Here is a 13,488-nt window from a genome sequence, read left to right as displayed (position 1 = left end):
AGCAAATTAGACGGCCAAGCCAGTGCGCAAGCGCCAATTTCATGCAATAAAACGAAATTTCACCTGCTGAAATGCAATATTGATAATATCAACATGAAAACAAGCTCAGTTCAGCGCGGCCTCGATGCGTGTGGCGGCTGCAAACAGCTGTGTTTCCGCGCCCGGTGCGCACATCACGGATATGCTCGGCGGCAAGCCGCTGGCCGGGTCAGTAAATTTCCAGGCTGGAATGGCAATCGCCGGCAAGTCGAGGTAATTGCCAAGCGTATGGGCGGTAAACCAGCCATTCACACCAGGCTTCAACGACAGCCGGTTCATCTGCCCATGGCGGGGCGCCAGCAGCCCCAGGGTCGGCAACACCATCACGCCATCGCTGCCGAGCATTGCCTGGTAGCGCGACCTGGCTTCGGCAAACCGCACCGCGATCGTGCTTACCTTCGCCGCGCTGCGCGGCTTCATCAGCGGCGCAATCAGCATCCAGCGCAGCAGGCCTTCGTCGATGGTCGGCTTTTTCATCAGCTGGCGCAGCAACTCGGCCCACGGCGAAAAGCGCCCTGCCTCGGGTGTCGACAGCAGGCGCAGCCAGCCGTCGTAGAAATCATCGAGAATCAGTTTGGGTATCTGGTTGTATAAATAGGGAACGTCCGAAAAATCCTGCGCCTCCTGGCGATAGCCTTCTTCCAGCAAGGCGGTCCTGGCGGCGGCCAGCGCCCCGGCCATGCAGGGCTGCTGCATTGCCAGCGGAAAACCGCCCGGGATCACCATGCGGCCAGTGGCGGGCAGCGCAGCAGGAACCGGCTGCCTGGCAATCACGTCGTAGACCAGCCGCGCATCGCGCACGCTGCGCGTCAGTGGCCCCAGGCCCAGCCAGGATTGTGTGTTGCCGGTGACCACCGGCCAGGTGCCGCTTTGGTCGACGGCGCCGGAATGGGGTTTGAAGCCGACCACGCCACAAAAGGCGGCGGGGATGCGTATTGAGCCGAGGATATCGGAGCCGACGCCAAACACCGAGCTGCCCGAGCCGACCAACGCGCCCTCGCCACCGCTCGACCCACCGGCCACGCGATCGACATCGAGCGGATTGCGGGTGCGCCCGTAGCGCGGATTGACGCTCTCGGCCGTCATGGCGAACTCCGGCACATTGCTGCGCGCAATCACGATCGCGCCGGCATCCTTCAGGCGGCGCACGATCTGCGCGTCTTCCGTGGGGACTTGCGGCGCCATGCGCAGGGAACCGGCCGTCAGCGGCTCGCCGGCCAGGCCAAAGGTTTCCTTGACGCTGCATGGCAAACCGAACAGCGGCAGCGACCTGTCGCCGCTGGCGTCCAGCAGGCGTGCCTGCGCCAGCGCCTGATCGTGAAAAATCCGCGTCGCGCCATTGATCTGCGGCTGCACCTGGTCGAGCCGCGCCAGTTGGCTTTGCATCAGTTGCTCCACGCTCAATGTGCCCTGGCGCAGCGCCGCCAGCAAGGCCACGGCGTCCGGACCGTTCAAGTCAAGTCTCTCGGGAAGTTGTCCATCGCGCGCCCTGATCAGCCTTCGGTGATGGCCATGGCCTTCTGCCAGGCCGGGCGCGCTTCGATGGCGCGCATAAACGCCTGCAGATTCGGCCAGCGTGCGCCTTCCGGCTGCTTGACGGCAATCCCGACCGGGAAGCTGAGCATGATGTCGGCGCCGGTGAGTCCCTCGCCGATAAAATGGCCGGACGGCTGCACGATGCTTTCCAGATAGTCAAAATGGCTGACCACCTCGCCATCGATGCGCCCGTGCAGCGGCGCGCCGCCGTCACCCAAGCGTGACACATAAATACGCAGCAGCAGCGGAATCATGGCCGAGCCTTCGGCAAAATGCATCAGTTGCAGATGGCGCAGCGCGTCCGGCGAACCGGCGGCCGGCAAAAACCGCCCATGCTGTTCGCACAAATATTGCACGATGGCGCCCGACTCTTCGATCAGCACGCCATCGACTTCCAGCAGCGGCGACTTGCCCAGCGGGTGGATGGCTTTCAGTTCCGGCGGCGCGAAATGGGTGACGGCGTCGCGCTGGTAGCGCACCAGTTCATAGTCCAGCCCCAGTTCCTCGAGCAGCCAGACGATGCGTTGCGAGCGGCTTTGATTCAGATGATGTATGCGGATGGCCATGGTGTTCCTTGTAAGCAAAGCACCATGGTAATGCAGAATCAGCGCTATTCGGCGAACGTTTCGGCCAGCAGGTTGCGCAGCCACTGGTTGCCCGCATCCTGGGTATAGCGCCGGTGCCAGAAGATATTCGTTTGCAGCGAGGGCAACTCTAGAGGCGGGCGCAAATAAGCCAGGTTGAACGGGGCGGCCGCGCGCTGCGCCAGCTTTTCGGGCACCGTCACCACCAGGTCGGTGCTGCCGACGATATACGGCACGGCCGTGAAATGCGGCACCTGGAAACTGGTGGCGGCGCGCACGCCGGCTTTTTCCAGCAGCGCATTGACCTTGTCGTAGGGGCTGTCCGACGAGGCCACGAGCAGGTGTTCACAGTCCAAAAAACGCTTCAGGGTCAGCTTGCCGCGTGCCAGCGCATGGCCCTTGCGGAACATCGTCACATAGGCCTGCTCGAACAGCCGCCGCTGGTACAGCGCGCCCGACACATCATCAAACGCGCCGATCGCCAGGTCGACCCGGCCCGCCTCCATCTCGGTCTTGATGTCGATGGCGCCGGCGCGCACGGTGCTGACCTGCACGGTGGGCGCCTGTTGGCGCAGCAATTCAATCAGTACCGGCATGAAATACACTTCGCCCACGTCGCTCATGGCCAGGCGAAAATGACGCGCGCTGCTGCCGGCGTCGAAGGCCTGCGGCGGCCTGAAGGCCTCGGCGAGTGTTGCCAGGGCGCTGGCCACCGGCTCGGCCAGCAGCTGCGCGTAGGGCGTGGGCTGCATGCCCTGCGCGGTGCGCACGAACAGTTCATCGTCAAAGGTGCGCCGCAGCCGCCCCAGCGCATTGCTGACGGCCGACTGGCTCAGGCGCAGCCGCCTGGCCGCGTTTGAAATCTGGCGTTCGCGGTACACCTCGTGGAATACCACCAGCAGGTTCAGGTCGATATTGCGAACGTCGATCATGGCGAGGCTTTCAAGCGGGGGCTATTCATATTGTAAATACTCTGTATTCACCTATTTATCTCGTCAAATATTATCCCACGTTCTAGAGTAGGGCCTGCCATCACCATGGAGACAAACACGATGAATGCATCCTACCAATCCGGCTTTGCCAATGAATTTGCCACCGAGGCCCTGCCCGGCGCCCTGCCCGCCCACCGCAACTCGCCGCAGCGCGCCGCCTATGGCCTGTACGCGGAGCAAGTGTCGGGCACGGCGTTTACCGCGCCACGCAGCCATAACCGCCGATCGTGGCTGTACCGCATCCGCCCGGCCGCCATACACCGGCCGTTCCAGCGCCTGGACAATGGCCGCATCGCCACCGATTTCGAGCGGGTCGAAGCGCCGCCGAACCAGCTGCGCTGGGATCCGCTGCCGATGCCTGTCGATGCCACCGACTTTATCGACGGCTGGGTGACCATGGCCGGCAACGGCTCGGCGGCCGCTCAAACGGGCTGCGCCATCCACCTGTACGCGGCCAACCGCGACATGCAGGGCCGTTATTTCTATTCGGCCGATGGCGAACTGCTGATCGTGCCGCAGCAGGGCCGCTTGCAATTGCGCACCGAGCTGGGCGTGATCGACATCGAACCGCAGGAAATCGCCGTGATCCCGCGCGGCATCCGCTTCCAGGCCCTGCTGCCGGACGGCGAGGCGCGCGGCTATATCTGCGAAAATTTCGGCGCCCTGCTGCGCCTGCCCGACCTGGGTCCGATCGGCTCGAACGGCCTGGCCAATCCGCGCGATTTCCTGACACCCTGCGCGGCCTATGAAGACGTGGAAGGCGAGTTCGAACTGGTGGCCAAGTTCTGCGGCAACCTGTGGACGGCCAAAATCGGCCACTCGCCGCTCGACGTCGTCGCCTGGCACGGCAATTACGCACCGTATAAATACGACCTGCGCCACTTCAACACCATCGGTTCGATCAGCCACGACCACCCCGACCCGTCGATCTTCCTGGTGCTGCAGGCGCCCAGCGACACCCCCGGCGTCGATACGCTCGACTTCGTGATCTTCCCGCCGCGCTGGCTGGTGGCCGAAGACACCTTCCGCCCGCCCTGGTTCCACCGCAACGTGGCCAGCGAATTCATGGGCCTGATCCACGGCCAGTACGATGCGAAATCCGCCGGTTTCCGCCCCGGCGGCGCCAGCCTGCACAACTGCATGAGCGGCCACGGCCCCGACTCGGGCACCTTCGACAAGGCCAGCAGCATCGATACCAGGGTGCCGCAAAAGGTCGACAACACCATGGCCTTCATGTTCGAAACGCGCAGCGTGCTGTGCCCGACCGCCCACGCGCTGGCCTCGCCGCAATTGCAGCCTGACTACTTTGAGTGCTGGATGGGCATCGGCAAGCATTTCGATCCGGCCAAACCTTGATGCATTCCCCTCGGCAGGTGCCAGCCAACTGAGTTCGAAGCCGGGCCCATCCGGCCCTATAATGGGGATCGATCGATCAGTGGAGTTGAAATGAACATAGGCCTGGCCATCATCTTGTTGAGTGGCGCATCCGCCCTTCCCGGTCTCGGCCATGCCGCTGACAAGCCGGGCATCAGTTTCTCGCACAAGGACTGGGAACTGGCCTGCGACAACACGGGCACCTGCCGCGCCGCCGGTTACCAGGTCGAGGGCGCCGAGCCGGCCGTATCCTTGCTGCTGGTGCGCGACGCAGGCGCCAAACAGGCGGTGAGCGCGAAGATCCAGCTGGGCTCCTATGCCGAGAGCGATGTTGCACTGGCCGCCAATGCCACTCACCTGGTGATCAAGTCCGGCGCACGCAAACTCGGGACAATCGACCTGGTCCCTGGCGCCCAGTCCAGCCCCCTGAACGGCGCAACGCTGGCCGTCATCTTGCCGGCGCTGTTGCAGTCCACAAACCTGGTATTTTCCAATGGCAAGCAGGACTGGACCTTGTCCACCGCCGGCGCCAGTGCCGTTCTGTTGAAAATGGACGAAGCCCAGGGCCGCATCGGCACCATCGGCGCTCTGGTGCGCAAAGGCGGCAAGCCTGAAACCGGCGTGCTGCAGCCGAGCGTGGCGCCAGTGGTGGTCGCCGGCCCCATGCCGCGTGAAAACAGGAAAGATCTGTTTCTGCAGCCGGCGCAGCGGGCCGACATCGTGCAGGCGCTGCGCAAGGTTTCCAGCCAAGACGAATGTCCCGGCATGTTTCCGTCCGCAGGCCAGGAGGCGGCGGGCGAACTGCGCGTCCATCGTTTGTCGGCGACCAAATGGCTGGCGGGCATGGTCTGCGAGACGTTTGCCTACAATCAGTCGGTGATGTTCTGGATGATCAATCCCGCAGCACCGTATGCGCCGGCCAGTGTCGCCGGCGATGCCAGCGACTACAGCGTTGGCGAGATTTCAGCGTCGCACAAAGGACGCGGCCTGGGCGACTGCTGGAATTCGGCCGTGCATACCTGGGATGGCCAGCAATTTGTCTGGACCAAGGAATCGTCGACCGGCATGTGCCGCCTGGTCGCGCCTGGCGGCGCCTGGGACTTGCCGACCTATGTGACGACGGTGCGCGAGAGCGACGGCACGGCGCGCTGACACACGGCAAGAGAATCAGGAAATCGAATTGCCATCGAGCCCGGGCGTGGCCGCAAACAAGGCAGTAATAAAATCGATGAACACGGCGGCGCGCCGGGGCAGCAAGCGCTCGGCAGCGTAGACGGCATTGAGTGGGGAGCGCCCGGCCGCATGCGTGCTCAGCACGGCACGCAGCTTGCCGATACGCAGCTCTTCGGCCACGGTCCACGATGGCAAATACGCGATGCCGATATCCTGCAGCACCGCTTTGCGTATGCCTTCCAGGCTGTTCAGCCGCAAGCGGCCCTGTACATGCACCTCGCCGTCCTTGAACGGCCAGCCGCCGCCACCCGTCATCAAGGTATAGATCAGGCACTGGTGCTGCAGCAGATCGGCCGGTTGCTCTGGCACACCATGTTTTTCCAGATAGGTCGCGCTGGCCACGCAAATGCGCTCGGAGGTGCCGACACGGCGCGCCCGCAAGGAACTGTCCTTGAGGACACCGCCTCGAATGGCGATATCGACGCCTTCCGCGACCAGATCGATGTAATCGTCGCCCAGCCGCAGCTCCACCTCGACATCAGGATAGCGCTCCAGGAAATCCGGCAGCGCGACGATGATTTTTTCCGTGCCCAGCGTAGGCGCACAAGACACCCTCAGCAAGCCATGTGGCTTTTGCTGGCCGCGCGCATCGGCGTCCGCCTGCGCGATCAGATCGAGCGCCTGGCGTGCCTGCGCGTAATAGCGTTGCCCTTCCGGCGTCGCGACCAGCTGGCGCGTCGAGCGATGCAGCAGCCGCGTATCGAGCGATTTTTCCAATGACGCGATATGCCGGCTGACATTCGGCTGGCCGATGCCCAGCTCGCGCGCCACCGCCGAAAAGCTGCCTGTCTCGACAGCGCGCACCAGGCACTGCATCCACAGCAATTTATCCATTTTCATACCTCTCCACGATCAATTCATGCAACTGAAGCATAGCTGATATGAGCGTGGCCTGTCTTATCACGGCGGCGTTCGCGAGGCACACTGCAGCCATACCCATTCACCAGATCAAGGAAAAACATCATGAAACTCGCAGAAAAAGTAGCCGTCATCACCGGCGGCAGCACCGGCATCGGCCTGGCCATCGCAAAACGTTTTGTCAGCGAAGGCGCCCACGTCTACATCACCGGCCGCCGCCAGGCCGAGCTCGATGCCGCAGTGCAAGCCATCGGCGGCACCGCCGAAAGCGCCCGCGTCGATTCGACCGACCTGGCGCAACTGCAAGCCCTGTTCGACCGCGTCAAGGAAAAACACGGCAAGCTCGACGTCCTGGTCGCCAATGCCGGTGGCGGCTCCCTGCTGCCGCTGGGCCAGATTACCGAAGAGCACTTCGACGACACCTTTGCGCGCAACGTCAAGGGCACCCTGTTCACCGTGCAGACCGCCCTGCCCCTGCTGGGCAAGGGCTCGTCGGTGATACTGACCGGCTCGACCGCAGCGAGCGGCGGCACCGAAGCGTTCAGCGTCTACGCGGCGTCAAAAGCAGCAGTGCGCGCCTTTGCCCGCAACTGGATCCTGGACCTGAAAGGCCGCGACATCCGCGTCAACACCCTCAGCCCCGGCCCGATCAAGACTCCAGGCCTGGTGGAACTGGTCGGTGACGATGCGGGCCAGCAGCAAGGCTTCCTCGACCACCTGGCGACCCTGATCCCGATGGGCCGGGTCGGCGAACCGGACGAGATCGCGAAAGCAGCGGTGTTCCTGGCGTCGGATGATGCAAGTTTTGTGAATGGGATTGAGTTGTTTGTGGATGGGGGGTTGCAGCAGATTTGAGGGAGGGGGGAACTTGACATTCAGGAGCCAAGTCGTCGGAGTACCAGTTTGCGCTGAATCAAGCATTGCACTGCATGCGCATCAAAGTGCCTGGGCAGCTTGCGCGTCCCAGGCGGCGCCCTCCTTCACCCATTCTCGCGCGCAGCCAGCGCGCAGGCGACGCATTCGCCGTGCTGGGACAGTTGCCTGGTGGCGCTGGCCTTGCCGCAAGTGCAGACCTTGCGGATCAGTGAAAAGGCGGGCGCGGCCTGGTTCGCCATGTGGTGGAGAGTAACCTGGGGTGGATTGATGATCATGATAGGATTACCTTTTACCGACACTGGAGATTGAATATGACCGTAGAACCATGGGATTCGGACGTCGAACTTGAGGTACAAGAAAGGGCACGCGAAATTGAAGCGGTTGGCGGGGCCCTGCTTAAAAATGCGCGGACTTTGGTGGGCATTCATTTCGACAGCGCGTTTCAAAATGACCCCGCTGTGATCGCTGCGGTTTTCCAGGGCCTGGTTGCATTGCATGGGCCGGTAAAGTAATTTTTCAAAACTTTGTACTGGTCATCACGTCGCCCTCATGGGCGAAGTTGGCGCCGTTCCGCGCGCGGGCTGCTTTGAGCTCGCCGCGGTAGCTGGCAAACCTTCCGTTTGCGCCAAGGTTGGTAACAGACTCTTGTAGTCAGAACCTTTAGCCTGCGCTAAACGCCAATGTACACCCCAAACTCACGGGGCTTGTCATTTTAACTTTTCTGCCTTGTGTTGCTTGTAGAGAAATTTTAAAATTACAGCAGATGCAAGCATCAAAATCACGCTTGCCGCATCAACGTCTACATTGACGCGCACATCTACTTTTACGTCTTTCATATTTTTCCTCACGTCGTTTTTGATTAATACGGAATATCAAAGCTCAGGTGCAAAAGCCTGCTTATCAATTTGACTTTACTGATGCAAAATGGAAACGATTGACCAAAATCGACACATAGGGAATCTGGGCAATCTATTCTCAGATATGCAAGAGTCAGCAGAAATATTATATAAACGAAGACAATCAGGTTATATAGAGTGTACTTTGCAGTACGAGGGACAGTCCAGCGGACTCAATCGAAATGGCATCATTTACATGCATAAAAAAAGCCGTGCATCTGAATCAGATGAACGGCTTTCATTTACGTGCTTGATATACAGCGAATTCTTGGTGGGAAGTGCAAGTTTCGAACTTGCGACCCCTGCAGTGTGAATGCAGTGCTCTACCCCTGAGCTAACCTCCCGAAGCGAGGCGAATTATCGCATACGTATTGCGCCATCTGCAAGGGCCGGGGCAAGAAAAAAATGTAAACCGGCCATTCTTTCCTTTCAGGCCGCGGGTGCGGTGCTGACGGCGGTCCAGATGCACTGGCCTTTGACGGCCTTGTCGAGGCCGGCGATGGTGGCTTCGTGGGCGGCGATTTCGTCGGCGCTGGCGGCCTGGAAGATGACTTCGGCCAGCGGCACGATTTCCAGGATGGCGCCATCGACGGGGGCGGCCACTTCTTCTTCCATGCTGAGGCTGTTCTGGCCGCGGGTCATGGCCAGGTAGACGTCCGCCAGCAGTTCCGAGTCGAGCAGCGCGCCGTGCAGCTTGCGGTGGGCGTTCGAGACGCCGTAGCGGTCGCACAGGGCGTCGAGCGAGTTGCGCTTGCCGGGATGCATTTCCTTCGCTTGCACCAGGGTGTCGATCACGCCGTGTACCTGTTCTTGCACGGGTGGCAAATTCATGCGCTTGAATTCGGCGTTCAGGAAGCCGATGTCGAACGGGGCGTTATGGATGATCAGTTCGGCGCCGGCGATGTAGGCGCGGAATTCGTCGGCGATTTCGGCGAACTTCGGTTTATCGCTGAGAAATTCGGTGGTCAGGCCGTGGACTGCCAGCGCGCCCTCTTCCGAATCACGCTCGGGATTGATGTAGTGGTGAAAATTATTCCCGGTCAGCATGCGGTTGATCATCTCGACCGCACCGATTTCCAGGATGCGGTCGCCCGTGCGCGGGTTCAGGCCGGTGGTTTCAGTATCGAGAACAATTTGACGCATGAGGCACTCACATAAAAGCAAAAAAGCGAAGGACGCAGTATAGCAAACCTGCGTCCTTCATTCCGTCATGGCGAACGCCGATACAACGCTAGGCGCGCACGGTTTCCACGCCCAGGTTGGCCAGTTGATCGGCTCGTTCATTGCCCGGATGGCCGTTGTGGCCGCGCACCCAGCGCCATTCCACCTGGTGCACGGACTGGGCCAGGTCGAGGGCCTGCCACAGGTCGACGTTTTTCACGGGCGCCTTGGCGGCTGTCTTCCAGCCGCGCGCCTTCCAGCCATGGATCCACTCGCTGATGCCTTTTTGCACGTACTGACTGTCGGTATACATTACCACCTGGCAGGGGCGCTTGAGCGCCGTCAGCGCCTCGATCACGGCCTGCAATTCCATGCGGTTGTTGGTCGTATCGAGTGCGCCACCGTAAATTTCCTTCTTGGCGCCATCGGCCACCATCAGCGCGCCCCAGCCGCCTGTGCCGGGGTTGCCCTTGCATGCGCCATCGGCGTAAATTTCAACCTTATCCATGTTCCTGTTCCCGCCTTTTATTGGTAACCGGTGCGCCTGCGGGCGCCGTCGCCGGTTTCTTGGTCCACGCCGGACCGATCAGGCGCATCCCTTTGACGCGCTTGATGGCCTGCACTATATACACTGCGCCCAGATATGGCCACCAGCGCGCGCCGGCCCGGTCCATATAGGCGTGGCGGCGCAGCCATTTATCGGTCTTGCAGGCCGGCGCGTAGCAGCCGAAATGGCTGCGGCTCACGCCCATGTTCAGCAATTTCAACCAGTCCTTCATGCGCGGCATGGAGATCAGCTCGCCTGCCCTGGGCAGGTAATGGCGCCCGGTGATTCGGGCCAAGCCCTGGCGCGCGCCCCACAGGCTGGCCGGATTGAAGCCGCAGATGATCAGCTGGCCTTCCGGGATCAGCACGCGCTCGACTTCGCGCAGCACCTGGTGCGGCTCAGCGGCAAATTCAAGCACGTGCGGCAACACCACCAGGTCCAGGCTATGCGAATCGAAAGGCAGCTCGTCAAACGCCGAAACCAGCTTGAGCGCGCTGCCCTGCGGCTGGCTGCCAGGCAGACGCGCGTCAATCTGCCATTTGTTGGGCATGCGGCTGGCGGCCAGCGCGTCGAACTGCGGCAGGCCCAGTTGCACGGCGTTAAAACCGAAGATATCGACCGTCAGGCTGTCCAGGCATTGCTGTTCCCATTGACGCACGTACAGGCCGGCCGGTGTCTGCAACCAGCCGTCAAGCGCTATAATGGATTTTTCGGATGCCGCACTGTCCATTCAGTTTTCTCTCTTACACATGACCAACTCCCCTGAACACGCTTTATCGGTACTTGCCGTGCCCGCATTTAACGACAATTACCTGTGGCTGATCCATGACGGCAAGCAGGCCGCCGTGGTCGACCCTGGCGACGCCAGGCCCATCCTCGCCGCGCTTGCGCAACATGGCCTGAACCTGTGCGCCATTCTACTGACGCATCACCACGCCGACCACACCGGTGGCGTGCCTGAATTGTTACAGCATTTCACCGTTCCCGTCTTCGGTCCGCGCAACGAGGCTATCACAGCCATCACGGAACCGCTGGCAGAAAATGATGTCGCCCTTGTTGCCGAACTGGGCCTGCAACTGAGCGTGATCGATGTACCCGGCCATACCAAAGGCCATATTGCCTATGTGCGCCAGGGCACGGAGACTAATGGCGCGCCGTGGCTGTTTTCCGGCGACACCCTGTTTGCCGGCGGTTGCGGCCGCCTGTTCGAAGGCACGCCGGGCCAGATGGCCGACTCCTTGGGCAAGCTGGCCGCCCTGCCCGACGATACGCTGGTGTATTGTGCACACGAGTATACCCTGTCCAACTTGCGCTTTGCCAGCGCGGTCGAGCCTGGCAACCTGGCGCTGCAGGAACGAGTGGCCGTCGATACGGAAAAGCGCCAGCAGGGCTTGCCTACCGTGCCGTCGACCATAGGCCTGGAAAAAGCCACCAATCCCTTTTTGCGCTATCGTGAACCGGCCATCCTGACCAGCCTGAAAGTGGCCGGCAAGCTGGGCAACGATGCCTCGCCGGTGGAAGCGTTTGCAGCGCTGCGCATGTGGAAAAACAATTTTTAAGTTGCTGCAGCAGCTGTGCACGTAAAAAATCCCGGCATGCCGGGATTTTTCATGCTGGGTACGCTAAAAATCAGATTTCTTCATACAGTGGCAAGGTCAGGAATTCGGCAAACGACTCCGAAGTCGACATCTCCTCGAAAATCTGGCCGGCGCGCACATAGGTCGGGCCATCGCCGCCCGGCGCATCGCGCTGCACCTTGGCCAGTTCTTCCGGAATCATGGCGCGCACCATCTCGGCCGTCACCTTGCGGCCGTCTTCCAGCACGCCCTTGGCAGAACGGATCCACTGCCACACTTGCGAGCGACTGATTTCGGCGGTCGCGGCGTCTTCCATCAGGTTATGAATCGGCACGCAGCCATTGCCGGCCAGCCAGCTGCCCAGGTAGTGGATGCCGACATTGATGTTGTAGCGTAAACCCGCTTCCGTGATCGGCGCTTCCGGCTGGAAGTTCAGCAGGTCGGCCGCCTTGACGTCAATGTCCGGGCGCTGCTTGTCGATCTGGTTCGGCTTGTCGCCGAGCACTTTGGTGAACTCGCCCATGGCCAGTTCCACCAGGCCAGGATGGGCGACCCAGCCGCCGTCGTAGCCGTCGGTCGCATCGCGCGCCTTGTCGTTGCGCACGCCGCCCATGGCGACATCGTTCTTTTCAGGATCGTTCTTGATCGGAATCAATGCCGCCATGCCGCCGATCGCCGGCGCACCGCGTTTATGGCAGGTTTTCAGCAGCAGCAAGGCATAGGCACGCATGAACGGTGCCGTCATGGTGACCTTGGCGCGGTCGGCCAGGCAGAAGTCCTTGTCGAGCTTGAATTTCTTGATGCACGAGAAGATGTAATCCCAGCGGCCCGCGTTCAGACCCGAGCTGTGTTCTTTCAGCTCATACAGGATTTCATCCATTTCAAAAGCGGCCAAAATGGTTTCGATCAGCACGGTGGCCTTGATGGTGCCTTGTGGCAAGCCCAGCTCGTTTTGCGTCATGACGAAAATATCGTTCCACAGGCGCGCTTCCAGGTGCGATTCCATCTTGGGCAGATAGAAATACGGGCCGGCGCCGCGCGCCAGCTGTTCCTTGGCGTTATGGAACATGAACAGCGCGAAATCGAAAATGCCGCCCGAAATGCGCTTGCCGTCGACCAGCACGTGCTTTTCATCGAGATGCCAGCCGCGCGGACGCACCACCAAGGTGGCGATCTTGTCGTTGAGCTTGTACGACTTGCCGTTCTGCTCCAGCGAAATGGTCTTGCGCACAGCGTCAAACATATTGATCTGGCCGGTGATCTGGTTGTCCCAGTTGGGCGTGTTCGAGTCTTCGAAGTCGGTCATGTAGCTGTCGGCGCCCGAATTGAAGGCGTTGATGACCATCTTGCGCTCGACAGGGCCGGTGATTTCCACGCGGCGGCATTCCAGCGCCTGCGGAATCGGTGCGATCTTCCAGTCGCCGTCACGGATATGCGCGGTTTCTGGCAGGAAATCAGGACGCTCGCCGGCATCGAGGCGCTTGGCGCGCTCGAGCCGCACGGCCAGCAATTGCTGACGGCGCGGCTCGAATTCACGCGTCAGCTTGGCCACCAGCGCCAGCGCTGCGGGCGTCAGGATCTGCTCGTAGCCAGGCGCGATTTCGCCAGTGATCTGCATGCCTTCCGGCAAAGCGATGGGGGATTGCGTCATGATGTTCTCCGTTATAAGTAAAGGTAATCTGGCTGGCAAAGTATAAGCTGTGGCGATGTTGCGGCACGGTCGTTCCGCGTGCTGTTGTTGTATAGTATATTCACTATTAGGCATGGAAACGAGATTAAAAATCACTTCATCCATGCGTTTTTATCACAAGTGAA

General features: G+C 61.0%; 15 protein-coding genes and 1 tRNA gene. 5 read left to right on the top strand and 11 right to left on the bottom strand.

Going from position 1 to position 13,488, the window contains the following annotated elements:
- Positions 1-105: 105 nt before the first annotated feature.
- The 3 genes from AC0Z42_RS01835 to AC0Z42_RS01825 are packed head-to-tail and all read right to left on the bottom strand — an operon-like array spanning position 106 to position 3,091.
- Positions 106-1,494, bottom strand: coding sequence for an amidase (locus tag AC0Z42_RS01835; RefSeq protein ID WP_485466519.1), 1,389 nt, complete (start codon positions 1,492-1,494; stop codon positions 106-108).
- Positions 1,495-1,532: 38 nt separating this feature from the next.
- Complete coding sequence (locus AC0Z42_RS01830) at positions 1,533-2,141, bottom strand: glutathione S-transferase family protein (protein WP_485466518.1); 609 nt, start codon at positions 2,139-2,141, stop codon at positions 1,533-1,535.
- Positions 2,142-2,185: 44 nt separating this feature from the next.
- Positions 2,186-3,091: a LysR family transcriptional regulator gene (locus tag AC0Z42_RS01825; RefSeq protein WP_485466517.1), complete on the bottom strand. Its 906-nt coding sequence runs from the start codon at positions 3,089-3,091 to the stop codon at positions 2,186-2,188.
- A gap of 120 nt (positions 3,092-3,211) precedes the next feature.
- Here AC0Z42_RS01825 and hmgA point away from each other — a divergent pair, with 120 nt between their 5' ends.
- On the top strand, positions 3,212-4,507 hold the full coding sequence (hmgA, locus tag AC0Z42_RS01820; RefSeq protein WP_485466516.1) for a homogentisate 1,2-dioxygenase: 1,296 nt from the start codon (positions 3,212-3,214) through the stop codon (positions 4,505-4,507).
- Positions 4,508-4,597: 90 nt separating this feature from the next.
- Entirely contained in the window at positions 4,598-5,677 is a 1,080-nt protein-coding gene (locus AC0Z42_RS01815) for a DUF1176 domain-containing protein (RefSeq protein WP_485466515.1), read from the top strand.
- A 15-nt stretch (positions 5,678-5,692) separates the two neighbouring features.
- Here AC0Z42_RS01815 and AC0Z42_RS01810 read toward each other — a convergent pair whose 3' ends face one another.
- On the bottom strand, positions 5,693-6,598 hold the full coding sequence (locus AC0Z42_RS01810; protein WP_485466514.1) for a LysR family transcriptional regulator: 906 nt from the start codon (positions 6,596-6,598) through the stop codon (positions 5,693-5,695).
- Between the two features lie 123 nt (positions 6,599-6,721).
- Between AC0Z42_RS01810 and AC0Z42_RS01805 the strand changes: the two genes are divergently transcribed.
- The gene (locus AC0Z42_RS01805) at positions 6,722-7,471 is read left to right on the top strand and encodes an SDR family NAD(P)-dependent oxidoreductase (RefSeq protein WP_485466513.1); all 750 of its coding nucleotides are present in this window, start codon (positions 6,722-6,724) and stop codon (positions 7,469-7,471) included.
- 125 nt (positions 7,472-7,596) lie between these two features.
- Here the strand turns inward: AC0Z42_RS01805 and AC0Z42_RS01800 are convergent, their stop codons facing one another.
- The gene (locus tag AC0Z42_RS01800) at positions 7,597-7,767 is read right to left on the bottom strand and encodes a hypothetical protein (RefSeq protein ID WP_485466512.1); all 171 of its coding nucleotides are present in this window, start codon (positions 7,765-7,767) and stop codon (positions 7,597-7,599) included.
- Positions 7,768-7,803: 36 nt separating this feature from the next.
- Between AC0Z42_RS01800 and AC0Z42_RS01795 the strand changes: the two genes are divergently transcribed.
- Positions 7,804-8,004, top strand: coding sequence for a hypothetical protein (locus AC0Z42_RS01795; RefSeq protein ID WP_485466511.1), 201 nt, complete (start codon positions 7,804-7,806; stop codon positions 8,002-8,004).
- A gap of 195 nt (positions 8,005-8,199) precedes the next feature.
- Here AC0Z42_RS01795 and AC0Z42_RS01790 read toward each other — a convergent pair whose 3' ends face one another.
- The 5 genes from AC0Z42_RS01790 to AC0Z42_RS01770 all read right to left on the bottom strand — a co-directional run bounded on the left by AC0Z42_RS01790 (position 8,200) and on the right by AC0Z42_RS01770 (position 10,826).
- Positions 8,200-8,328 carry a hypothetical protein gene (locus AC0Z42_RS01790; RefSeq protein WP_485466510.1) on the bottom strand — a complete coding sequence of 43 codons (129 nt, stop codon included), beginning with the start codon at positions 8,326-8,328 and terminating at the stop codon, positions 8,200-8,202.
- Between the two features lie 329 nt (positions 8,329-8,657).
- Positions 8,658-8,732: transfer RNA gene (locus tag AC0Z42_RS01785), tRNA-Val, on the bottom strand.
- Between the two features lie 85 nt (positions 8,733-8,817).
- The gene (gene dnaQ, locus AC0Z42_RS01780; RefSeq protein ID WP_485466509.1) at positions 8,818-9,531 is read right to left on the bottom strand and encodes a DNA polymerase III subunit epsilon; all 714 of its coding nucleotides are present in this window, start codon (positions 9,529-9,531) and stop codon (positions 8,818-8,820) included.
- Between the two features lie 88 nt (positions 9,532-9,619).
- The gene (gene rnhA / locus AC0Z42_RS01775; protein WP_485466508.1) at positions 9,620-10,057 is read right to left on the bottom strand and encodes a ribonuclease HI; all 438 of its coding nucleotides are present in this window, start codon (positions 10,055-10,057) and stop codon (positions 9,620-9,622) included.
- A complete protein-coding gene (locus tag AC0Z42_RS01770; RefSeq protein WP_485466507.1) occupies positions 10,050-10,826 on the bottom strand; it encodes a class I SAM-dependent methyltransferase in 777 nt (258 codons plus the stop codon). The genes rnhA and AC0Z42_RS01770 overlap by 8 nt, the downstream gene beginning before the upstream one ends.
- Positions 10,827-10,845: 19 nt before the next feature.
- Here AC0Z42_RS01770 and gloB point away from each other — a divergent pair, with 19 nt between their 5' ends.
- Positions 10,846-11,655 carry a hydroxyacylglutathione hydrolase gene (gloB, locus tag AC0Z42_RS01765; RefSeq protein WP_485466506.1) on the top strand — a complete coding sequence of 270 codons (810 nt, stop codon included), beginning with the start codon at positions 10,846-10,848 and terminating at the stop codon, positions 11,653-11,655.
- A 70-nt stretch (positions 11,656-11,725) separates the two neighbouring features.
- Here gloB and aceB read toward each other — a convergent pair whose 3' ends face one another.
- Positions 11,726-13,324 (bottom strand): malate synthase A, encoded by a 1,599-nt coding sequence (gene aceB, locus AC0Z42_RS01760; protein ID WP_485466505.1) that lies wholly within the window; start codon positions 13,322-13,324, stop codon positions 11,726-11,728.
- Positions 13,325-13,488 lie beyond the last annotated feature (164 nt).

This window comes from Janthinobacterium sp. 1L-D-8-B-C4 (assembly GCF_057291295.1).
Note: the sequence above shows the minus strand (reverse complement) of the source record. Positions and strands in the feature narration are given on the sequence as shown.